Annotated in this window: 22 protein-coding genes, 1 tRNA gene and 1 pseudogene; 17 read left to right on the top strand and 7 right to left on the bottom strand. The window is 61.7% G+C overall.

Annotated features, from left to right (window positions below; translation table 11 throughout):
• The first annotated feature begins 170 nt into the window (after positions 1–170).
• From ruvC to ACF8FG_RS01560, 13 genes are all read left to right on the top strand, one after another.
• Positions 171–695 (top strand): crossover junction endodeoxyribonuclease RuvC, encoded by a 525-nt coding sequence (gene ruvC / locus ACF8FG_RS01620; RefSeq protein WP_003254769.1) that lies wholly within the window; start codon positions 171–173, stop codon positions 693–695.
• Positions 696–804: 109 nt separating this feature from the next.
• A complete protein-coding gene (gene ruvA / locus ACF8FG_RS01615; protein ID WP_003254768.1) occupies positions 805–1,422 on the top strand; it encodes a Holliday junction branch migration protein RuvA in 618 nt (205 codons plus the stop codon).
• Positions 1,419–2,465, top strand: a complete 1,047-nt coding sequence (gene ruvB, locus ACF8FG_RS01610; protein WP_003254766.1) for a Holliday junction branch migration DNA helicase RuvB — start codon at positions 1,419–1,421, stop codon at positions 2,463–2,465. Before ruvA ends, ruvB begins: the two co-directional genes overlap by 4 nt.
• 125 nt (positions 2,466–2,590) lie before the next feature.
• On the top strand, positions 2,591–3,043 hold the full coding sequence (gene ybgC, locus ACF8FG_RS01605; protein ID WP_003254764.1) for a tol-pal system-associated acyl-CoA thioesterase: 453 nt from the start codon (positions 2,591–2,593) through the stop codon (positions 3,041–3,043).
• A 2-nt stretch (positions 3,044–3,045) separates the two neighbouring features.
• Positions 3,046–3,741 carry a protein TolQ gene (gene tolQ, locus ACF8FG_RS01600; protein ID WP_010952367.1) on the top strand — a complete coding sequence of 232 codons (696 nt, stop codon included), beginning with the start codon at positions 3,046–3,048 and terminating at the stop codon, positions 3,739–3,741.
• Positions 3,742–3,755: 14 nt separating this feature from the next.
• Positions 3,756–4,208, top strand: coding sequence for a protein TolR (gene tolR, locus ACF8FG_RS01595; protein WP_003254760.1), 453 nt, complete (start codon positions 3,756–3,758; stop codon positions 4,206–4,208).
• Positions 4,208–5,326 (top strand): cell envelope integrity protein TolA, encoded by a 1,119-nt coding sequence (gene tolA, locus ACF8FG_RS01590; protein ID WP_019438834.1) that lies wholly within the window; start codon positions 4,208–4,210, stop codon positions 5,324–5,326. The genes tolR and tolA overlap by 1 nt, the downstream gene beginning before the upstream one ends.
• A gap of 26 nt (positions 5,327–5,352) precedes the next feature.
• Positions 5,353–6,624 carry a Tol-Pal system beta propeller repeat protein TolB gene (tolB, locus tag ACF8FG_RS01585; RefSeq protein WP_012051477.1) on the top strand — a complete coding sequence of 424 codons (1,272 nt, stop codon included), beginning with the start codon at positions 5,353–5,355 and terminating at the stop codon, positions 6,622–6,624.
• Positions 6,625–6,678: 54 nt separating this feature from the next.
• Entirely contained in the window at positions 6,679–7,179 is a 501-nt protein-coding gene (gene pal, locus ACF8FG_RS01580) for a peptidoglycan-associated lipoprotein Pal (RefSeq protein ID WP_003254755.1), read from the top strand.
• A 6-nt stretch (positions 7,180–7,185) separates the two neighbouring features.
• Positions 7,186–7,992 (top strand): tol-pal system protein YbgF, encoded by an 807-nt coding sequence (ybgF, locus tag ACF8FG_RS01575; protein ID WP_003254754.1) that lies wholly within the window; start codon positions 7,186–7,188, stop codon positions 7,990–7,992.
• A 168-nt stretch (positions 7,993–8,160) separates the two neighbouring features.
• Entirely contained in the window at positions 8,161–8,808 is a 648-nt protein-coding gene (gene queE / locus ACF8FG_RS01570; protein ID WP_003254753.1) for a 7-carboxy-7-deazaguanine synthase QueE, read from the top strand.
• A complete protein-coding gene (queC, locus tag ACF8FG_RS01565) occupies positions 8,808–9,500 on the top strand; it encodes a 7-cyano-7-deazaguanine synthase QueC (RefSeq protein ID WP_076403786.1) in 693 nt (230 codons plus the stop codon). The genes queE and queC overlap by 1 nt, the downstream gene beginning before the upstream one ends.
• Positions 9,501–9,560: 60 nt before the next feature.
• Positions 9,561–9,636 (top strand) — tRNA-Lys (locus ACF8FG_RS01560).
• A gap of 96 nt (positions 9,637–9,732) precedes the next feature.
• On the opposite strand, the gene ACF8FG_RS01555 is transcribed toward ACF8FG_RS01560, so the two are convergent.
• The 4 genes and pseudogenes from ACF8FG_RS01555 to ACF8FG_RS01540 all read right to left on the bottom strand — a co-directional run bounded on the left by ACF8FG_RS01555 (position 9,733) and on the right by ACF8FG_RS01540 (position 14,319).
• Positions 9,733–10,692, bottom strand: a complete 960-nt coding sequence (locus tag ACF8FG_RS01555) for a cation transporter (RefSeq protein ID WP_318081934.1) — start codon at positions 10,690–10,692, stop codon at positions 9,733–9,735.
• Between the two features lie 141 nt (positions 10,693–10,833).
• Entirely contained in the window at positions 10,834–11,589 is a 756-nt protein-coding gene (locus tag ACF8FG_RS01550; protein ID WP_370688784.1) for a methyl-accepting chemotaxis protein, read from the bottom strand.
• A 102-nt stretch (positions 11,590–11,691) separates the two neighbouring features.
• A pseudogene (gene mcpU, locus ACF8FG_RS01545) lies at positions 11,692–12,681 on the bottom strand (methyl-accepting chemotaxis protein McpU); the annotation flags it as partial.
• A 285-nt stretch (positions 12,682–12,966) separates the two neighbouring features.
• The gene (locus tag ACF8FG_RS01540) at positions 12,967–14,319 is read right to left on the bottom strand and encodes an APC family permease (protein ID WP_010952372.1); all 1,353 of its coding nucleotides are present in this window, start codon (positions 14,317–14,319) and stop codon (positions 12,967–12,969) included.
• A gap of 446 nt (positions 14,320–14,765) precedes the next feature.
• Here ACF8FG_RS01540 and ACF8FG_RS01535 point away from each other — a divergent pair, with 446 nt between their 5' ends.
• Together ACF8FG_RS01535 and nadA are read left to right on the top strand one after the other, a co-directional pair.
• Positions 14,766–16,274 carry a YdgA family protein gene (locus ACF8FG_RS01535; RefSeq protein WP_026031963.1) on the top strand — a complete coding sequence of 503 codons (1,509 nt, stop codon included), beginning with the start codon at positions 14,766–14,768 and terminating at the stop codon, positions 16,272–16,274.
• Between the two features lie 273 nt (positions 16,275–16,547).
• Complete coding sequence (nadA, locus tag ACF8FG_RS01530) at positions 16,548–17,606, top strand: quinolinate synthase NadA (protein ID WP_014590003.1); 1,059 nt, start codon at positions 16,548–16,550, stop codon at positions 17,604–17,606.
• Positions 17,607–17,714: 108 nt separating this feature from the next.
• On the opposite strand, the gene ACF8FG_RS01525 is transcribed toward nadA, so the two are convergent.
• Positions 17,715–19,151 carry a M48 family metalloprotease gene (locus ACF8FG_RS01525; protein WP_014590004.1) on the bottom strand — a complete coding sequence of 479 codons (1,437 nt, stop codon included), beginning with the start codon at positions 19,149–19,151 and terminating at the stop codon, positions 17,715–17,717.
• 122 nt (positions 19,152–19,273) lie between these two features.
• On the opposite strand from ACF8FG_RS01525, the gene ACF8FG_RS01520 reads away from it, so the two are divergent.
• Entirely contained in the window at positions 19,274–19,513 is a 240-nt protein-coding gene (locus ACF8FG_RS01520) for a sulfurtransferase TusA family protein (protein ID WP_003254745.1), read from the top strand.
• A gap of 20 nt (positions 19,514–19,533) precedes the next feature.
• A complete protein-coding gene (locus tag ACF8FG_RS01515; protein WP_003254744.1) occupies positions 19,534–20,604 on the top strand; it encodes an AI-2E family transporter in 1,071 nt (356 codons plus the stop codon).
• 117 nt (positions 20,605–20,721) lie between these two features.
• Here ACF8FG_RS01515 and ACF8FG_RS01510 read toward each other — a convergent pair whose 3' ends face one another.
• Both ACF8FG_RS01510 and ACF8FG_RS01505 read right to left on the bottom strand, forming a co-directional pair.
• Entirely contained in the window at positions 20,722–21,195 is a 474-nt protein-coding gene (locus tag ACF8FG_RS01510) for a peroxiredoxin (RefSeq protein WP_003254742.1), read from the bottom strand.
• A gap of 11 nt (positions 21,196–21,206) precedes the next feature.
• The gene (locus ACF8FG_RS01505) at positions 21,207–21,767 is read right to left on the bottom strand and encodes a glycine cleavage system protein R (RefSeq protein WP_003254741.1); all 561 of its coding nucleotides are present in this window, start codon (positions 21,765–21,767) and stop codon (positions 21,207–21,209) included.
• Positions 21,768–22,015 lie beyond the last annotated feature (248 nt).

Genomic DNA, 22,015 nt, shown 5'->3' with positions numbered 1-22,015 from the left:
TGTGCCAACTCTGAGCGTTTGATAGCGCCTGTGCCGGCCCTTTCGCGGGTAAACCCGCTCCTACAGGTATTACGCCCCTTTCAAATGTGGTGCAGTACCTGTAGGAGCGGGTTTACCCGCGAAAGGGCCGGCGCAGTTTGTAGAGATGCATCATTTTTTCGACGGGCTTTATGACTCTGATTCTAGGTATCGACCCCGGCTCGCGCATCACCGGCTATGGCGTGGTACGCCAGACCGCCCGTGGTTGCGAGTACGTGGCGTCGGGCTGCATCCGCACCGGCAGCGGTGAGCTGCACGAGCGGCTGCAGATTGTTTTTCGTGGTGTCAGTGAAATCATTGCCCAGCACGGCCCGGTGACCATGGGCATCGAACGGGTGTTCATGGCCCGCAACGCCGATTCGGCGCTCAAGCTTGGCCAGGCACGTGGCGCGGCTATCGTCGCCGCCGCCGAGGCCGGCCTGGAGATCGCCGAGTACAGCGCCACCCAGGTCAAACAGGCCGTGGCCGGCACGGGCGGGGCCAACAAGGAGCAGGTGATGATGATGGTCATGCACCTGCTGAAATTGACGCAGAAACCGCAGATCGACGCTTCCGATGCCCTGGCCATCGCTCTGTGCCACGCCCACACCCGCTCCAGCCTGGTGCCGCATGGCTTGAGCACAGCGCGGCGACGCGGCGGGCGCTTGCGTCTGTAAGCGCTTCATGCGCTGATACACATTTTGTTCGGGTGATACATTCACCCGCTGCATTTGCTGATAGGGTTGAGCGGTCTTTGACCGGCTCCCCGAGAGGAAGGATCGGAACGTGATTGGACGTTTGCGCGGCACCCTGGCGGAAAAACAACCGCCTCACCTGATTATCGACGTCAACGGCGTGGGTTACGAACTGGAAGTACCCATGACCACGCTGTACCGTCTGCCCAAAGTGGGTGAAACCGTCACGGTGCATACCCACCTGGTCGTGCGCGAAGATGCCCACTTGCTCTACGGCTTTGCCGAAAAGCGCGAGCGCGAGCTGTTCCGCGAGCTGATTCGCCTGAACGGCGTAGGGCCGAAGCTGGCCCTGGCGCTGATGTCCGGGCTGGAAGTGGATGAACTGGTGCGCTGCGTGCAGGCCCAGGACACCTCAGCCTTGGTGCGCGTACCGGGCGTCGGCAAGAAAACCGCCGAGCGCTTGCTGGTCGAGCTCAAGGACCGTTTCAAGGCCTGGGAAACCTCGCCGGCCATGTTCACCCTGGTGTCCGATGGGCCTTTACCGGTCGCCAGCGAGTCCAGTGCCGAGGCCGATGCAGTCAGTGCCCTGGTCTCGCTGGGCTACAAGCCGCAGGAAGCCAGCAAGGCAATCGCCGCGATCAAGGACAAGGCCGGCCTGAGCAGTGAAGAGCTGATCCGCCGCAGCCTGAAAGGGATGATTTCCAAGTGATCGAAGCCGACCGCCTGATCGCCGCCAGTGGCCGCGACCGCGAAGAAGTCCAGGACCGTGCGATTCGCCCGCTGAGCCTGGACGAGTACATCGGCCAGCCGGTGGTGCGCGAGCAGATGGCGCTGTTCATCCAGGCCGCCCGCGGCCGCGGCGAGTCGCTTGACCACACGTTGATCTTCGGCCCGCCCGGCCTGGGCAAGACCACCCTGGCCAACATCATCGCCCATGAAATGGGCGTGTCGGTGAAGAGCACCTCGGGGCCGATTCTCGAGCGCCCCGGCGACTTGGCAGCCATGCTGACCAACCTCGAGCCGCACGACGTGCTGTTCATCGACGAAATCCACCGCCTGTCGCCTGTTGTCGAGGAGGTGCTGTACCCGGCCATGGAGGACTTCCAGCTCGACATCATGATCGGCGAAGGCCCGGCAGCCCGTTCTATCAAGCTCGATCTGCCACCCTTCACCCTGGTGGGGGCTACTACACGTGCTGGCATGCTGACCAACCCGCTGCGTGACCGCTTCGGTATCGTCCAGCGCCTGGAGTTCTACAACGACAAGGATCTGAGCACCATCGTCAGCCGCTCGGCCAACATCCTTGGCCTGGCCATCGAAGACCAGGGTGCCTACGAGATCGCCCGCCGTGCCCGTGGCACGCCGCGCATCGCCAACCGCCTGCTGCGCCGCGTGCGTGACTATGCCGAGGTACGCGGCAAGGGCCAGATCACCAAGGCCGTGGCTGACATGGCGCTGAACCTGCTGGATGTCGACGAGCGTGGTTTCGACCATTCCGACCGTCGCCTGCTGCTGACCATGATCGAGAAGTTCGATGGCGGCCCGGTGGGCGTGGACAACCTGGCTGCAGCCATCAGCGAAGAGCGTCATACCATCGAAGATGTGCTGGAGCCGTACCTGATTCAGCAGGGTTACATCATGCGCACGCCACGCGGCCGCGTGGTCACCCGGCATGCCTACCTGCACTTTGGGCTGAATATCCCCGGGCGCTTGGGGGAGGGGGGCGATTTTTCCGAGCCAGGCGATGAATGACAGATCGAAAGCGACTTTTTGTGGTCCTACCGCTGGCATGCCCCTGGTGCGCTGGCAATAAGACATTAATGAAGAAAAAACAGTTGCCACAGCGGATTGGCAAGCTGAGGAGTAAGCACTAGAGTATGCGCGCGCAAAATCAGCTCGAACCGTTCGCACATCGGTGTCGCGTCTATTACGAAGATACCGATGCGGGCGGCGTGGTGTATTACGTCAACTACCTGAAATTCATGGAGCGCGCGCGCACCGAACGCCTGCGGCACCTGGGCTTTTCCCAGTCGCAACTGGCTGAAGACAACCTGCTGTTCGTGGTCCATTCCAGCGAAGCGCGCTATCACGCGCCGGCGCGGCTGGATGACGAATTGCGGGTGACCGCGCAGGTCCTTGAACTCAATCGCGCCAGCTTGCGTTTCGTACAGCAGGTCTGGCGGGAAAAGGATGAAACGCTGCTTTGCGAAGGGCAATTCCTGGTGGCTGCCGTGCGCGCCGACACTTTCAAACCCCGAGCCCTACCCCCCCAGCTGCGCGACGCCTTTGCGGCGGACGGCTCGGGTAATCAATCGAATGCAGGAGAATAAGCGTGGAAGCTAACGTCGTCGACCATACCTCCATGTGGAGTCTGGTCAGCAATGCCAGCGTGGTGGTACAGCTGGTAATGCTGACCCTGGTGGCCGCCTCGGTCACCTCATGGATCATGATCTTCCAGCGCAGCACCATGCTGCGCGCCGGTCGTCGTGCGCTGGATGCCTTCGAAGAGCGCTTCTGGTCGGGCATCGACCTGTCCAAGCTGTACCGCCAGGCAGGCAGCAACCCAGACCCGGACTCCGGCGTGGAGCAGGTGTTCCGTGCCGGTTTCAAGGAGTTCTCGCGCCTGCGCCAGCAGCCGGGTGTTGACCCGGACGCCGTCATGGAAGGTGTTGGCCGTGCCATGCGTGTGGCCATCTCGCGCGAGGAAGAAAAACTCGAGCAGAGCTTGCCGTTCCTGGCCACCGTTGGTTCGACCAGCCCGTACATCGGCCTGTTCGGCACCGTGTGGGGCATCATGAACTCCTTCCGCGGCCTGGCCAGCGCCCAGCAGGCCACCCTGGCTACCGTTGCTCCGGGCATCGCCGAAGCACTGATCGCTACCGCCATCGGCCTGTTCGCGGCAATCCCGGCTGTTATTGCCTACAACCGTTTCGCCGCGCGCAGTGAAGTACTGATCGGCCGTTACTACACCTTCGCCGACGAGTTCCAGGCGATCCTGCACCGCAAAGTGCACACCAGCGAAGAGTAATCAGGTAGAAGCCCATGGCCCGAGTTCGCCACAAACGCAAGCCCGTCGCCGAGATGAACGTGGTGCCCTACATCGACGTGATGCTGGTGCTGCTGGTCATCTTCATGGTGACGGCGCCCATGCTCAACCAGGGCGTGAAGGTCGACCTGCCCAAGGTTTCCAGCGAAGCCTTGCCGCAGGACAACAACGTCCAGATCCTCACCATCTCCATCAAGGCCGATAAAACCTATTACTGGAACCTCGGCAGCGAAGTCGATACCGACAAGCAGATGGACAAAGCCATGACCTTGCCGGCCATGACCGACGCCGTGACCAAGATCATTGCTGCCGGCCGTGACCAGGGCAAGCAGACCCAGGTGTTCATTCGTGGCGACAAGGCTGTCGACTATGGCGCGGTCATGGGTGCCATGGGCGGGTTGCAGAAGGCCGGTGTCGGTAACGTTGGCCTGATTACCGAGGCGCCCTGATGCAACAGCGAGAGCCATCCGCCTCGGAAAGCTACTTCTGGCCCAGTGTCTGGGCCATCGGCCTGCATGTGCTGGTGTTCGCCCTGCTGTTCGTCAGTTTTGCCATGACGCCGGAGCTGCCGCCTTCCAAGCCGATCGTTCAGGCGACCCTGTACCAGCTCAAGTCCAAGAGCCAGGCAACTACCCAGACCAATCAGAAGATTGCCGGGGAGGCGAAGAAAACCGCTTCGCGCCAGACCGAAGTCGAGCAACTGGAACAGAAGAAGGTCGAGCAGGAGGCCGTGAAGGCCGCGGAACAAAAGAAAGCTGACGCCGCTCAAAAGGCCGAAGAGGCCCGCGAAGCCGCCGAGGCGAAAAAAGCCGAGGATGCTGCCAAGGCCGCTGAAGCCGCCAAGGCCGCCGAGGCCAAGAAAGCCGCCGAAGCCAAGAAGGCCGACGAGGCGAAGAAAGCCGCCGAGAAACAGCAGGCCGACATCGCCAAGAAGAAGGCCGAGGACGAAGCCAAGAAAAAAGCCGAAGAAGAGGCCAAGAAAGAGGCCGCTGAAGAGGCGAAGAAGAAAGCCGCCGAGGACGCCAAGAAAAAGGCAGCCGAAGAGGCCAAGAAGAAAGCAGCCGAGGACGCCAAGAAGAAAGCGGCGGCCGAGGACGCGAAGAAGAAGGCAGCTGAAGAGGCCAAGAAAAAGGCCGCTGCAGATGCCCAGAAGAAGAAGGCACAGGAAGCGGCCCGCAAGGCGGCAGAAGACAAGAAAGCCCAGGCACTGGCCGAGCTGTTGTCCGATACCACCGAGCGGCAGCAGGCGCTGGCCGACGAGCAGGGTGACCAGGTGGCCGGCGATTTCGACGACCTGATCCGCATGCGCGCGGCCGAGGGCTGGGCACGTCCGCCTTCCGCGCGCAAGGGCATGACGGTGGTCCTGCAGATCAACATGTTGCCGGACGGTACCATCACCAGTGTCAGCGTGGCCCGGTCCAGTGGTGACGGCCCGTATGACAGTTCGGCGGTGGCTGCGGTGAAGAACATTGGTCGTTTGACCGAGATGCAGGGTATGAAGCCGAGCGATTTCAACCAATATCGTTCGTTCAAGATGACATTTACACCTGAGGATCTAGCGTTGTGATTAAACGTCTGAGAGGACTGCTGGTCATGCTCTGCTGCGTGGCAGGCATGGCGGTGGCAGAAGAAAAGAACATCCTGGTTACCAGCGGCAGCGACCGGGCCACGCCCATCGCGGTAGTACCGTTCGGTCTGCAGGGCGGTAGCGTGTTGCCTGAAGACATCGCCGACATCATCGGCAACGACCTGCGCAACTCTGGCTACTACTCGCCAATTCCGCGGCAGAACATGATCAGCCAGCCGTCGCAGGCCAGCGAAGTGATCTTCCGTGACTGGAAAGCGCTGGGTGCACAGTACGTGATGGTCGGCAGCATCGTGCCGTCGGGCGGTCGCCTGCAGGTGCAGTACGCGCTGTTCAACGTCGCCACCGAGCAGCAAGTGCTGACCGGCAGCGTGGCGGGCAGCACCGACCAGCTGCGCGATATGGCGCACTACATTGCCGACCAGTCGTTCGAGAAGCTCACCGGCATCAAGGGCGCGTTCTCTACGCGCATGCTGTACGTGACGGCCGAGCGTTTCTCCACCAACAACACCCGCTACACCCTCCAGCGTTCGGACTACGACGGTGCGCGTGCGGTGACCCTGCTGCAATCGCGTGAGCCGATCCTGTCGCCGCGCTTTGCGCCAGATGGCAAACGTATCGCCTACGTCTCGTTCGAGCAGAAGCGCCCACGTATCTTCGTGCAGAACATCGATACTGGCCGCCGCGAGCAGGTGACCAACTTCGAAGGCCTGAACGGTGCGCCGGCCTGGTCGCCGGACGGCTCGCGCCTGGCGTTCGTACTGTCCAAGGACGGCAACCCGGACATCTACGTGATGAACGTGGCCTCGCGCCAGATCAGCCGTGTTACTGCAGGCCCGGGTATCAACACCGAGCCGTTCTGGGGCAAAGATGGCAACACCCTTTACTTCACTTCCGACCGTGGCGGCAAACCGCAGATCTATAAACAGTCGGTCAGTGGTGGTGGTGCCGAGCGCGTAACGTTCGTAGGTAACTACAACGCCAACCCGAAACTTTCGGCGGACGAAAAGACCCTGGTAATGATTCATCGCCAACAGGGCTTTACCAACTTCAAAGTGGCGGCACAGGACTTGCAACGCGGAAGTGTAAAGATTCTGTCTGAAACAAGTCTTGATGAGTCTCCCACTGTTGCGCCAAACGGCACCATGCTAATCTACGCCACCCGCCAGCAGGGCCGGGGAGTCTTGATGCTCGTGTCGCTGAACGGCCGCGTGAGGCTCCCACTTCCTACCGCTCAAGGCGAAGTCAGAGAACCGTCCTGGTCCCCTTACCTGAACTGATTGCGGCGTAATACATTTTGCTTAACACACTGGGGTTTCATTAGGAGTTTCACGATGGAAATGCTGAAGTTTGGTAAATTTGCTGCGCTGGCTCTGGCCATGGCCGTAGCTGTAGGTTGCTCCTCGAAGGGCGGTGACAACGCAGGCGAAGGCGCTGCTGTAGACCCTAACGCTGGCTACGGTGCCAACACTGGCGCTGTTGACGGCTCCCTGAGCGAAGAAGCCGCCCTGCGCGCAATCACCACCTTCTACTTCGAATACGACAGCTCGGACCTGAAGCCAGAAGCCATGCGCGCTCTGGATGTTCACGCCAAGGACCTGAAAGCCAACGGCAACCGTGTTGTTCTGGAAGGTAACACCGACGAGCGCGGCACCCGCGAGTACAACATGGCTCTGGGTGAGCGTCGTGCGAAAGCCGTTCAGCGCTACCTGGTTCTGCAGGGCGTTTCCCCTGCTCAGCTGGAACTGGTTTCCTACGGCGAAGAGCGTCCAGTTGCTACCGGCAACGACGAGCAGTCCTGGGCTCAGAACCGTCGCGTAGAACTGCGTAAGTAAGTTCTTATGCGTATGTGCCGCCGTGTAGTAACCGTCCTCGCACTCAGCCTGCCGCTTGCGGCCTGGGCTGAGGTCCCTGTAGTAGATGACAACGCAGGCAGCTATCCGCCTGCGGGTTATGGCACGAGCGGCGCCTATGCCGGGTCAGGGGCTTCGGCCCCTGCCTCTGCACAGGGCCAGCTGTTCATGCAGCTGCAACAGATGCAGGATCAGCTTTCCCGCCAGCAAGGCATCATCGAAGAGCTGCAAAACGATGTGTCGCGCATGAAGCAGGAAAACCTGGAGCGTTACCAGGACCTGGACCGTCGCATCAACAGTGGCGCTGCGCCTGCCGCAACCCCTGACAATTCCTCCGGTGGTGGTGCGTCCAATGCCGCCCCCGATGCCGCAGCAGGTGCTGCTGCGCAACAACCGGCCGGCAGTAGCCAGCCCGGTGATCCGGCGAAAGAGAAGCTCTATTACGATGCAGCTTTCGATCTGATCAAACAGAAAGACTTCGACAAGGCCAGCCAGGCGTTCAACGCCTTCCTGCGCAAGTACCCCAACAGCCAGTACGCCGGTAATGCCCAATACTGGTTGGGTGAAGTGAACCTGGCCAAGGGTGACCTGCAAGGCGCCAGCCAGGCCTTTGCCCAAGTCAGCCAAAAGTACCCGAAGCACAGCAAGGTGCCAGATTCGCTGTACAAACTGGCTGATGTCGAGCGCCGTATGGGCCATACCGACAAGGTAAAAGGCATCCTTCAGCAGGTCGTCACCCAGTACCCCGGCACCTCTGCCGCTCAACTGGCCCAGCGTGACCTGCAGAAGCTCTAGGCGTTGTCGCTGTACCTCTCGAAAGAAACCCGCGCCAGTCGCGGGTTTTTTCGTTAGAATCACTGCCCTTTTTTCGTAAACACGCTGCTGCGGATAACGCTATGTCGAGTCCGCGACAGTGCCTGACGGAGGCGGACAGCCTGTTTAGCTGTCACGCCCGTGGCGATCATGCAAGACACATTACGCATCACCGAAGTCTTTTACTCTTTGCAGGGTGAGACGCGAACGGCCGGGCTGCCCACGGTATTTGTGCGCCTCACCGGTTGCCCCCTGCGTTGCCAGTACTGCGACAGTGCCTATGCCTTCAGTGGCGGTACCGTACGCACCCTTGATTCGATCCTCGAACAAGTTGCCGGCTTCAAACCGCGCTACGTCTGTGTCACCGGTGGCGAACCACTGGCCCAGCCCAACGCCTTGCCGTTGCTGCAGCGGCTGTGTGATGCCGGTTACGAGGTGTCGCTGGAGACCAGCGGCGCGCTGGATATTGCCGGCACCGACACCCGCGTCAGCCGTGTGGTCGACCTGAAAACCCCTGGCTCCGAAGAGTCGCACCGTAACCGCTACGAGAACATCGAGCAGCTGACACGCAACGACCAGGTCAAGTTCGTCATCTGTTCCCGCGAGGATTATGACTGGGCGGTATCCAAGCTGATCCAGTACAACCTGGCAGAGCGTGCCGGTGAGGTGTTGTTCTCACCCAGCCATCATCAGGTGAACGCCAGTGACCTGGCTGACTGGATCGTTGCTGACAACTTGCCTGTACGCTTCCAACTGCAGCTGCACAAGCTGCTGTGGAACGACGAGCCCGGACGTTGATTGAGGAGCACGTACACATGACAGAAAAACGCGCAGTAATCCTGTTGTCCGGCGGCCTGGACTCGGCCACCGTGGTTGCCATGGCCAAGGCCGAAGGCTACAGCTGCTACACCATGAGCTTCGACTACGGCCAGCGTCATCGCGCCGAGTTGAACGCCGCTGCCCGCGTGGCCCGCGACTTGGGTGTGGTCGAGCACAAGGTGATTGGGCTGAACCTCGACGGCATCGGCGGTTCGGCATTGACCGACAGCAGCATCGACGTGCCGGAAGCCCCGGGTGAAGGCATTCCGGTCACTTACGTGCCGGCGCGCAACACCGTGTTCCTTTCGCTGGCGCTGGGTTGGGCAGAAGTGCTGGAAGCGCGCGACATCTTCATTGGCGTCAACGCCGTCGATTACTCTGGCTACCCGGATTGCCGTCCCGAGTTTGTCGAGGCCTTCGAGCGCATGGCCAACCTGGCGACCAAGGCTGGCGTAGAAGGGCAGGGCTTCCGCATCCAGGCGCCGCTGCAGAACATGAGCAAGGCGCAGATTGTGCAGGCGGGTATGGCCCGTGGTGTGGACTACAGCCTGACCGTTTCCTGCTACCAGGCCGACGATGACGGCCGCGCCTGTGGCAAATGCGACAGCTGCCGCCTGCGCGCCGATGGTTTCAAGGCCGCCGGTATCGAAGACCCGACTCGGTATTTTTGAAAAAATCGTGATTGGGTGTTGAATTCTCGTTAGAAATCAGTATTATACGCGCCATCAAATGGGTCGTTAGCTCAGTTGGTAGAGCAGTTGGCTTTTAACCAATTGGTCGTAGGTTCGAATCCTACACGACCCACCATACGCAGTACGTTAGAGCCCGCTACCAGAAATGGTCGCGGGCTTTTTCGTTTGCGCTACGGGTGTTCGGAAAAAAGGGGCGCAGAGCGCCCACGAATTACTCGGCCCATTCCGGGTCGCCAGTGAACACCACTGTCAGCCAGCGGTCCGGCCCTTCGCCGCCTACCGCGTCGCCAATCTCGTTGCGCCAGGCATCCCATTCATCGATGGTCTTCGCAGCCATGGCTTTGGGCACGATGAAATACAGCTCGATCTCCCTCGAGCGCCCGACCTTGGCGACATAGGCGCGGTAAGATTGCAGGCCGTGGCGAGCGACGAAGGCCTTGGCAACTTCATCTACGTGCAGCTTGAGGTCGCCGGGGGTGACCAGGAAGATTTCAGACAGCGCCTGACGCACCACCGACATCGGCAACGGCACGATCACCAGGCACACCAGCGCCAGCACCGCCGGGTCGATGTACGGTGATACCCATTCCAGCGAAGTGCCCTGTACTGCATAGCCAAAGCAGAAGGCGATCAGCAGCGCGGCAGTGATGCTGGCCGACATCACCCAGCCCTTGACGTCCATGCGCACGAAGTCTGACTTCAGTTTGCGGTTGGCGCGGGCCTCGATGACGGCGATGGTCACGCAGGTGATCACCGTCAGCGCCGCGTAGACCATGGCAATGCCGAACTCCAGGTGGCGCCCGCCTTGCAGCAGGCTGCTGACGGCGTTGATCAGCGCGTAGATGGCCACGCCGCCGAGCAGAATGCCGTTGAGCGCCAGTACCATGGGCTCCAGGTGCCAGAAACCCATGGTGAAGCGCTCGCGCAGCTTGCGCGACATCTGCACGCTGGTGGTGTGCGAAGTGATCAGCTTGACCACCACAAGCGACAGCCCGCTCATGCTGGCGTCGACCAGCGAGTACACACCGTCGAAGACGATGGAGAACGAGCCGGAGGCAAGGCCGAAGGCGATGCCGATGGTGGCGATGAACAGGGTTGCGGCGATCGAGGTGCGTAAAAGCCCTTGTTCGCTGGTGATGTCGAAGAAGGTGGATCGGGTTGGATTAGGCATAAGTTGTGCTCAAAAATAACAATGGTGCGGTGCCTGTCAGGGCCTCTTCGCGGGCACGCCCGCTCCCACAGGAACTCCACAGCCCCTTAGGGCACGCCGAACCTGTGGGAGCGGGCGTGCCCGCGAAGAGGCCCTCACAGGCTAGACGCGAAACTGCTCCATCAGCGCCTGCTGCTGGTTGGCCAGCCGGTTCAAGGCCTGACTGATGCGTGCCGATTCATCGGCCTGCCCGGCCAGTGATTCTGTCACGTCTCGAATGCCGGCCACGTTACGGTTCACTTCCTCGGCCACCGCGCTCTGCTCTTCCGCCGCCGAGGCAATCTGCAGGTTCATGTCGCTGATCACCGCCACGGCCTCGCCAATACGCTGCAGTGCCGGTAATGCCTGCTCCATGCGTGCGGCGCTGTCCTGGGCCTGGCGTTGGCCTGCATGCATGGCCCCCACCACGTCCTGGGTGCCTTGCTGAAGGCCTTCGATGACCTGGCGAATTTCCTCTACCGAAACCTGCGTGCGCTGGGCCAGGCCGCGCACCTCATCGGCAACCACGGCGAAGCCACGCCCGGCTTCGCCTGCGCGGGCCGCTTCGATGGCGGCATTCAGTGCCAGCAGGTTGGTTTGCTCGGCAATGGTGCGGATCACTTCAAGCACCGAGCCGATTTGCCCGCTGCGGTCTTCCAGTGCACGTGCCTCGTCCATGGCAGTGTTCATGCCTGCGGCCAGGCGGTCGATGCCCTGGCGCGTGCTGTCCACCAGTTGCAAGCCTTCCTGGCTGGCCTGATCCGCGGCGCGTGCGGCCTGGGCCGCCTGCGAGGCGTTGTGGGCGACATCAAGTGCGGTGGCGCTCATTTCATTGGCCGCTGTGGCCACCTGTTCGATTTCGCGATGCTGTTGCTGCATGCCGTTGCTGGTCTGACTGGCGATGGCAGCCGATTGGTCGGCGGTATCGCGGGCTTCCTGCAGCGAGCCCTTGACCTGGGCAATGACCGGTTGCAACTTGTCGAGGAAGCGGTTGAACCAGCCGGTGAGCTGGCCCAGTTCATCCTGGCGGGCGTAGTCCAGGCGACGGGTAAGGTCGCCTTCACCACTGGCAATGTCTTCCAGGCGTGCAGCCACGGCCAGGATTGGCCGGGTAACGCCGCGCGCGGTCAGCCACACCAGCAGCAAACCGGCGATAGCCGTGCCAAGGCCTATCAGCAGGCTGGTGAGGTTGGCATTCTGGTTATGGGCGTCAAGGCGCTGGTTGAGGGCTGCGGCGGGGGCCTGCAGCACGCTTTCCGGCAGTTCCAGTACTACCTGCCACGGGGCTGTGTCAGGGATTGGCGTGAAGGGGTGGGCCACGCGCAGCAGGCCGTCGGCTACCGCTTTGTCCATGGGCTTACCGAGCGTGCTGTCGTCGCGGCTGTTGCCCGCCAGCAGGCCGGCGGCGGTGGCGATGCTCACCTGGCCCTGACCGTCGAACAGATCGCGGCGGCCGGCCACGCTCAGTTGCTGCAGGTTGGCCAGGCCGATGTCCAGGCCGACCACGCCGACTACCTTGCCGTGTTCCAGCAATGGCAGAGCGATGCTGGTCATCAGCACCTGACGGCCGTTGACCTCGTCGAGGTACGGTTCGAGCATACAGGCCCTGGCGGTGTCCTGCGGACAGGTCAGCCAGCGATTCTTCGCCGCGCCGTTGCTGCCGATGCTGGTGTCGCCGAGCATCGTTTCCGGCATGGCTTCAAGTTCCAGGGTGCCGGGGCTTGGTTGTGACCAGTACAGCGAGAAACGCCCGCTCTCATTGCTGCCCATGGCGTCCTGGCTTAGGTACTGACTGTCCTGCTGGTCCAGGGCATTGGGCTGGAACACCACGTACAGGCCGATCACGTCCGGGTTGCCGGCCAGGCTGGCACGCGCCTGGCGGGTTAGTTCGGCGCGCAGGTCGCTACCACCACGGTCCTTCAGCACGTGTACCAGGCGGGCAAAGCCATTGCCATACTGGTAGGCGTCCATGAAGTAGCGCTGGATACGCAAGGCCTGGGTTTCGGCGTGGGCCTGCAGGCGCTGGCGGGCGCTGTCTTCGAGCATGGCAGTGTTGGCCTGGTTGACCAGGGCGGCGCTGCGATTAGCCTGGGTCAGCGAGGTGGCTACCAGCAAGGCGACAATGGCCAGCAGGCACAGGCCGGCGAGGAGTGTGATCTTCCACTGGATGGAGAGGCGACGCAGCGGCATGAGGGCTTTCCTTTTCGAACAAATGCAACGCCCGCGATCAGGCGCGGGCGTTGTTGGCAGCGAGGGTCATTCGGCGACGTAGTTGGGCGGTGCCGCGCGGAAGGCTTTGGTCAGCCAGCCCAGGTAGACCAGCCCGAGCGCAGCCCAGATACCGCCAAACATCAGCGAATGTGCGTTCAGGTCCAGCCACAGCGAGACGATGATGCAGAAGCCGATGGTCGGCAGCACCAGGTACTTCAGCTGGTTGGCCAGGCCTTTACGGTTGCCTTCGCGCAGGTAGCAGTGGTTGATCACCGACAGGTTGACGAAGCTGAACGCGACCAGGGCGCCGAAGTTGATGATGGAAGTGGCGGTGACCAGGTCGAAGAAGATCGCCGACAGCGAAATCAGCCCTACCACGGCAATGTTCAGCACTGGCGTCTTGTAGCGCGAATGCAGGCGGGCGAAGACGCTGGCCGGGATCACGTTGTCGCGGCCCATTACATACAGCAGGCGCGACACGCTGGTTTGCGAGGCCAGGCCCGAGGCGATGGTGTTGATCACGGTGCAGGCGATGAAGATCGACTGGAAGAGCTTGCCGCCAACGTACAGGGCAATTTCCGGCAGGGCTGCTTCCTGGTCGTGGAAGCGGGCCATGGTCGGGAAGTAGGCCTGAATGAAGTACGACACGGTGATGAACACCACACCGCCAATCAGTGCGGTGAGGAAGATCGCCCGGGGAATGGTCTTGGCCGGATCGCGGGTTTCCTCGGACAGGCAGGTGACCGCGTCAAAGCCCAGGAACGAGAAGCACAGGATGGTCGCACCGGCGGCCAGGGCGCTGAACTGGGTCTGGCTGTCGGCGAACGGTATCAGGCTCCAGGTGGTACCCAGCCCTTCACCCTGGTCCAGGCCGCGCACGCACAGGTAGATGAACACGGCGATGATCGCCACCTGCACACCCACGAACAGCAGGTTGAAGTGCGCCACCAGGTTCACGCTGCGCATGTTGATCAGGCTGATCAGGGTGACGAAGCCGGCCACCCACATCCACTCAGGCACTTCCGGGAACATGGCCGAAAGGTACAGCTTGGCCAGTAGTGCGTTGACCATCGGTAGCAGCAGGTAGTCCAGTAACGAAGACCAGCCCACCAGGAAGCCCACGTGCGGGTTGATCGCGCGCTGGGTGTAGGTGTAGGCCGAGCCCGACTGCGGGAAGCGTTTTACCAGGGTGCCATAGCTAACTGCGGTGAACAGGATGCCAGCCAATGCCAGGATGTAGGCGCTGGGTACATGCCCGGCAGTAATCCCGCTGACGATGCCGAAGGTATCGAACACGGTCATCGGGGTCAGGTAGGCCAGGCCGATGATGATCACGTGCCAGAGGCGCAGGGTTTTGCGGAGTTGGCCGTTGCCGGAAGCGCTGTGGTCAGGCTGCATGCTGGCATGGCTCCTGCTGCTGGGCGTAAACGACGGGCACGGTGTATTGCGCATGCGGCAAGGGCGAGCGGGTGGGCTCCATGTTGTTCACCTTTTATGTTGGAGCGGCGGAAGGCGCGGAGGGGCGCGCAAAGTGGTGAAAATAAAAAACGATGGCTAGGTGGGTGTCAAGTTAAACATGACAAGATGTTGCAAGATTGAAATATCTATCGATTAAATACGGGGTTTATTCGGTTTTTGCGCGTTTTTTTGCGATTATGATCAATTTGTGTGTTCGTAAAAATTAACGAGCTATTTGCTTGTCTCACCGTGATGTCGGATGTGTCCGAAAAATGGCATTTCTCGACCTGGGCCAGCGCTCGGCCCAATCGGGGGTGGTACTCTTCGATTTCTGCGTGGCCTTTGGCCGCCTTCGAAGCCCTTACGGACAGCAATCGGTTCTATTCATGAAGAAATCAGTTGGCATCCTTTCCGGCCTGGCTATCGCCATTGCCGTCGCAACTACCGCAGGCGCCTGGTACACCGGCAAGCAGCTGCCGGCAGAGCTGGACAACGCCCTTGCACGCAGCAACGCCGAACTCAAAAAGGCCCTGGTCAGTACCGGTGGTAGCATGAGCATCGAGCGTGTGTCGCTGGAGCAGCATCTCTTCAGCAGCACTGCCCAGTACCGGCTCAAGGCTCGCGACATCAACGTGGGTCAGGGCGAGGTGATCAATTTTGACGTGGGCATGACCGACCAGATCGAGCACGGCCCGTTTCCGTGGTCGAGGGTCAGGGCACTGAAGCTGATGCCGGTAATGGCGGTCAGCAACAGCACGCTGCAGAAGGATGACGCCGTCGCGCCATGGTTCGCCGCTGCGGGTGAAAAGGCCCCGATCAGCGCGCAGACCAGCCTGGGTTACGGCGGTAGTGTGGTCAGCCAGGTTCAGCTGGCGCCGCTCAAGTTTGACGAAGCGGATGGCAACAGCCTTGACTTCTCGGGCATGCAGTTCGAAGTGAGTGGGGACAAGGAGGGCAAGGCCTCGAAGTTCCAAGGCCAGGCCGACAGGCTGGTGATGAAATGGGTGCATGACGACCAGCCGCCGGCCACCTTCGAGCTCAAAGGGCTGACGTTTGGCGGTAACCTCGCAGCCACCGCGCACGATGCCATCTATGTCGGCAACGTCGATCTGGCGTTGGCCGAAACCAAGGTCACCCTTGGGCCGAAACAGCAGGTGCTACTGATCAAGGGCCTGGAACAGAACGCCTTGCAAACCCTCGACGGCACGGACACCGTAGGTGGTCGCGCGGAGTACAAGGTCGGCGACATCAGCTGGGATGGCCGCGCGGTGGGCAAGGCGCAGATGGCAGTGAGCGTGACCTCGGTCAACGCCCCGGCGCTGCAGGCATTGTCGAAGTGGTACCAGTCGCACTTGCCGGAGTTCGAGGCCGCCAGTGCTGCTGGCCAGCCGGTGCCGCAGATCCAGATGGACGACGCCGAAAAGGCCCGCTTCCAGGGTGACTTGCAGAAATTGCTGGCCGCCAAGCCCAAGCTGGCGGTAGAAAACCTGTCGTTCAAGACCGCCAATGGCGAGAGCCGCTTCAACCTGTCGATGGACCTCGCCGCGCCGGCCAGCTTCGACTTGCCGCCGGACCAGCTGAGCAAGCAGATTATCACGGAGGTGAAAGGCAAGCTGTCGCTGTCCAAGCCGATGATCGGTGACCTGGCGACCTTGCAGGCGTTGCTGGATGGCCAGACCGACGCCCAAGCGATTGCCATGCAGTCGAGCCAGGCGGGGGAGATGGTCGGCATGATGGCGCTGCAGAGCGGCATGGCTACCGTGCAGGGCGATGATGTGGTCAGCAGCCTGCACTATGCCGATGGCATGGTCGATTTCAATGGCAGAAAAATGACCGTGGAAGAATTTGCCATGTTCATGGCGGCGCATCTGGGGGCCCTGTCGCCGCAGGGGTGATGGTTTCTCCTGTTGCGGCCTCTTCGCGGGTAAACCCGCTCCTACGAGATTTCACAGTGTAGGAGCGGGTTCACCCGCGAAGGGGCCCGCACAAGCACTACAAAAACCCCTTTAGTAATCGCTGGATTGTCTGTAGCCTTCGGCCTCCGATAATAATCCGCGCCCGCAGAGGGCCGTGGCGGTCAGCATGCCGTCCGGCGCCCTTAGCCGATCTGCCAGGGCCGGGTGATACACTCGATTTGACGCGCAAGCGCGCCTGCAGGTCCAGCGATCATGACCCAGATTTCCGAACGCCTATTGGTTCAGGCCCACCTCGACGCCAAGCAGCCCAACCCGCTGACAGCCGAGCAGGAGGCCGAATACCGTGCGGCCATCGCTGCCGAGCTCAAAGCCCAGAATGCCGTGCTGGTTGCCCATTACTACTGCGACCCGGTCATCCAGGCGCTGGCTGAAGAAACCGGCGGCTGTGTCTCCGACTCGTTGGAAATGGCCCGCTTCGGCAAGAACCACCCGGCCAAAACGGTCATCGTGGCCGGTGTGCGCTTCATGGGCGAGACGGCAAAAATCCTCACCCCGGAAAAGCGCGTGCTAATGCCGACACTGGAGGCCACCTGCTCGCTCGACCTGGGCTGCCCGGTGGAAGAGTTCTCGGCCTTCTGCGACCAGCACCCTGAGCGCACCGTGGTGGTCTACGCCAACACGTCCGCAGCGGTGAAGGCACGCGCCGACTGGGTGGTGACTTCAAGCTGTGCACTGGAAATTGTCGAAAGCCTGATGGACAACGGCGAAACCATCATCTGGGGACCAGACCAGCACCTGGGCCGTTACATCCAGAAGCAGACCGGTGCCGACATGCTGCTGTGGGACGGTGCCTGCATCGTTCACGAAGAGTTCAAGTCGCGCCAGTTGGCCGACATGAAGGCGCTGTACCCGGATGCTGCGATCCTGGTGCACCCCGAGTCGCCGGAAGCGGTGATCGAGCTGGCCGACGCGGTGGGCTCCACCAGCCAGCTGATCAAGGCTGCCCAGACCCTGCCGAACAAAACCTTCATTGTCGCCACCGACCGTGGCATCTTCTACAAGATGCAGCAGCTGTGCCCGGACAAGGAATTCGTCGAAGCCCCCACCGCCGGCAACGGCGCGGCATGCCGCAGCTGTGCGCATTGCCCGTGGATGGCGATGAACACCCTGGAGCGGGTGCTGGATTGCCTGCGTAACGGCACCAACGAAATTTTCGTTGACCCGGCGCTGGTGCCCAAGGCGATCAAGCCGCTTAATCGCATGCTGGACTTTACCCAGGCGGCGCGGCTGAAGCTGTCTGGTAATGCCTGACGCCAGACCGCGTCATACTCTTCGCGGGCTCGCCCGCTCCCACAGATATTGCACCGTTTACCAAGGCGGTGGAGTACCTTTGGGAGCGGGCTTGCCCGCGAATCGCCTTCAGCGCCCCATCATTTCCTGAACCATGCGCCGCTGCTCCATGATCTCGCGCTGGCGCTGGTCAATCTGTGAGGCCAGCGGGAAGTTACCGCCCGCCCGACGCTTGGCGTAATCCAGCTGCTGGATTGCCTGATCAAAGTCGCCGACCAGCGTGAAGTATTCGGCACGCGCCCGGTGCAAGCCAATGGTATTGCCCGACAAGCCACGCACCTCGGCCATGTCGTACCACACATCCGGGTCATCCGGCCGACTCTTCACCAGCTCGTTCAACACCTTCTCGGCCTCAGCCGGTTTGTTCTGTTTCACCAGCAGGTCGGCGCGCACCTGTTTCAACGGGTAGTTGCCCGGGTACAGCCCCTGCATCCGTTCGGCGCGCTGCTGGGCGTCGGCAAGACGGTTGTTGGTGATGTCCAGGTCGATCTGCGCCAGGTTGTAGGTGATGTCGTTGGGCGCCTTGGCCAGCAGCGGCTTGAGCATTTCACGGGCCTCGTTCAATTGCCCGCCCTTGATCTGTGCCAAGGCCAGGCCATAACGTGCGGCGTCCAGCTTTGGGTCTTCGTCCAGTTGGGCGCGGAAGCGCTTGGCGGCAAGCCCCGGCGTGCCTTCGTAGGTCAGCGCCACCCGGGCGCGGATCAGCTGGTAGCGCATGCTGTCTTCGATACCACCCTTGGGCGCCTGGTCGGCGCGGTTACGGGTGTCGGCAATACGTGATTCGGTCACCGGGTGGGTCAGCAGGAACTCCGGCGGTTTGGCGTCATAGCGATACTGGCGTGCCAGGCGCTCGAACATGGTCGGCATGTTGCGTGGATCGTAGCCGGCCTTTTCCAGGTTCTGGATACCGATACGGTCGGCTTCCTGTTCATTCTGGCGCGAGAAGCGCCGTTGCTCCTGAATGGCCGCTGCCTGGGTGCCGGCAATCATGCCGATGCCCGCATCGCCGGCGCCACCTGCGGCCAGTACGATGCCGGCCAGCAGCGCCGCCATCATCGGCAACTGCATACGCTGCTGGGCCTCGACACCCCGCGCGAAGTGGCGTTGCGACAAGTGCGCCAGTTCGTGGGCCAGTACCGAGGCATATTCGCCCTCGGTCTGGGCGTTGAGGAACAGCCCACCGTTGACCCCTACAATGCCGCCCGGGGCGGCAAAGGCGTTCAGCTCGCGGCTGTCGATCAGGATGAATTCCAGGCGCCGGTCCTGCAGCTGGCTGGTTTCGGCCAGCTTGTACACGCTGGTTTCGACATAGTCCTTGAGCTGTGGGTCATTGAGCTGATTGACCTGGCCGCGCAGCAGGCTGAGCCAGGCACGGCCCAGTTGGTGCTCCTGTTGCGGCGAGACGATCGCAGAACTGGCATCACCCAGTGATGGCAGGTCGTCAGCATGGCCGGGAAGGGCCATCAGGCAGGCCAGCGTCAGCAGGGTAGGGCGCAGTAGATTCATGCATGAAGCTCGCGTCGGATCAAAGATACCTACTGTAGCGGGCTCACACGTTGGCGACCAGTGGCGCTATCCTAGCCAGCCATGCCAAGAAGCACCCTGGCGATGCCTTTGGAGACCCTGCAATGAGTAACACCCTGACCTGCGACGCCGAACTGGACGCCAGTGGGCTGAATTGCCCTTTGCCACTGCTCAAGGCCAAGATGGAGCTCAATCGCCTGGCCAGTGGCGCGGTGCTCAAGGTAATCGCCACGGACGCAGGCTCCCAGCGCGACTTCCGCACTTTCGCCCAGTTGGCCGGTCATACCCTGCTGCAAGAAACGGCCGAGGCCGGTACCTACACTTACTGGCTGCGCAAGGCCTGAGTCTTTTCCAAGGATCGTCAATGTTCAAAGTGCTTCGCGACTGGGTGCAGCGCTACTTCTCCGATGAGGAAGCGGTGGTGCTGGCGGTCCTGTTGTTCCTGGCTTTTACCGCCGTGCTCACCCTGGGCGGCATGCTCGCGCCGGTGCTGGCGGGCATGGTGCTGGCGTTTCTGATGCAGGGGCTGGTCAACGCCCTGGAGCGCGTGCGCGTACCTACACGGCTGGCAGTGATGCTGGTGTTCGCCTTGTTCATGGGCGCACTGGCGGTGTTCATGCTGGTGCTGGTACCGCTGCTGTGGCACCAGCTGATCACGCTGTTCAACGAGCTGCCGGGCATGCTCGGCAAGTGGCAGTCGTTGTTGCTGCTGCTGCCGGAGCGCTATCCGCACCTGGTGTCGGACGAGCAGGTATTGCATGCCATCGAATCGGTGCGCGGTGAAATAGGCAAGTTTGGTCAATGGGCGCTGACCTTCTCGCTGTCCAGCCTGCCCCTGCTGGTCAATGCCATGATCTATCTGGTGCTGGTGCCGATTCTGGTGTTCTTCTTCCTGAAGGATCGCGAACTCATTGGCCGCTGGGTCAGCGGCTACCTGCCGCGCCAGCGCACCTTGCTGAACCGGGTGGGCAGCGAGATGAACCGGCAGATCGCCAACTACATCCGTGGCAAGGGTATCGAGATTCTGATCTGCGGCATTGCCACTTACATCGCCTTTATCAGCCTGGGCCTCAATTACGCAGCACTATTGGCGTTGCTGGTGGGGTTGTCGGTGGTGGTGCCTTACGTGGGCGCGGTGGTCGTGACCGTGCCGGTGACCCTGATTGCGCTGTTCCAGTGGGGCTGGGGCGACCAGTTCATCTACCTGATGACAGTGTACGCGATCATCCAGGCGCTGGATGGCAATGTGCTGGTACCGCTGCTGTTCTCCGAAGCGGTAAGCCTGCACCCGGTGGCGATTATCTGCGCGGTGCTGCTGTTTGGCGGGCTATGGGGGTTTTGGGGGATATTCTTCGCCATCCCCCTGGCGACGCTGATCAAGGCCGTGCTGGATGCGTGGCCCAAGCAGGAGCCTAGCGTTTCACCGATGCTTTGAATGTAATTGGGGCCGCTCTGCGGCCCTTCGCGGGCACGCCCGCTCCCGCTGGGCTCTGCACAATTCCAGTGGGAGCGGGCGTGCCCGCGAAGGGCTGCAAGGCAGCCCCATTCAATTTCAAGCCTTGTTCAAGGCTTGGGCGGCCGCCAATACGGCATCCACATGCCCGGGCACCTTCACGCCACGCCATTCCTGGCGCAGCACCCCGTCCTTGTCGATCAGGAAAGTGCTGCGGTCAACGCCCATGTATTCCTTGCCATACAGCTTCTTCAGCTTGATCACGTCGAACAGCTGGCACAGGGCCTCGTCCTTGTCGCTGATCAGCTCGAACGGGAAGCCTTGCTTGGCCTTGAAGTTCTCGTGCGACTTGATGCCATCACGCGATACACCGAATACCACGGTGTTGGCCGCGGCGAAGGCGTCGTGCTGGTCGCGGAAGCCCTGGCCCTCAGTGGTGCAGCCTGGGGTGCTGTCCTTGGGGTAGAAGTACACCACCACCTGCTGGCCCTTGAGTTCTGCAAGGCTGACGGTTTGCCCGCTGGTGGCCTGGGCCTGGAAGTCGGCGACAGGTTGGTCGAGTGCTACAGCCATGATCGGTTTCCTTACATTGGGTTCTGGGGACGCCAAGGCTCGATCAGTGCGTCGAGGTTCAGGGCATCGGCAAAGTCCAGGAACTGGTCGCGTAGCCAGCTGATCTGCGTGCCGGCCGGCAGAATCACGGTGAACTGGGCGTTGAGCATGCTGCTACCGGTTTGCGGCGCCAGGTAGGTGTCGCAGGTCATGGCTTCCAGCTCGACGCGGTGGTCAAGGAAGAACTGGCACAGCTCGTTGATGATGTCCGGGCGGTAGGCAGCGCTGACGTAGGCCACATACGGAAGGGCCTGCGGGCGCACTTCCTGGTCCGCGCTGCGGACCACGTCGAGGGTCAGGCCGTGCTTCTTGCCCAAACCTGGCAGGGTGGATTCGAGACGTGCCAGGGCGTCCCAGCTGCCGCCCACCTGCAGCACCAGGGCGCTGGTCTCGCCGTGGCGGCTCAGGCGCGAGGTGACCACCGCGCAGCGGTTTTCGAAGGCAGCGCGGCTGAGGACGTTGGCCAGCTCCATGGGGTTCGGGCCCAGGGCACTGATGACAAGGAATTGTTCGCGGACGGTGGGGGTGGACATGCAGCATTCCTAAAGCGATGAGCGGTCGGCACAGGACGGGCAAAAGCCTCCTGTCGGCAGGGCCCGGGGCTCGCATGCGAGGTCTTGGACGCTGGCGGGGAGCAAGGTCGACGGCCCGGCGGGCCGCGCTGCACCGATCAAAGGGCCAAGGGTAGCGAAATAAGCCGCCGAGGGGAATGCTCCACCCGCCTGCTTCGCTTGTGCAAGGTCGATGCCCCCAGTACCATTACCGCTCTCTTTTTCCGGCA

The organism is Pseudomonas sp. YQ_6, from assembly GCF_043103245.1.
GTDB lineage: Bacteria > Pseudomonadota > Gammaproteobacteria > Pseudomonadales > Pseudomonadaceae > Aquipseudomonas > Aquipseudomonas alloputida.
Note: the sequence above shows the minus strand (reverse complement) of the source record. Positions and strands in the feature narration are given on the sequence as shown.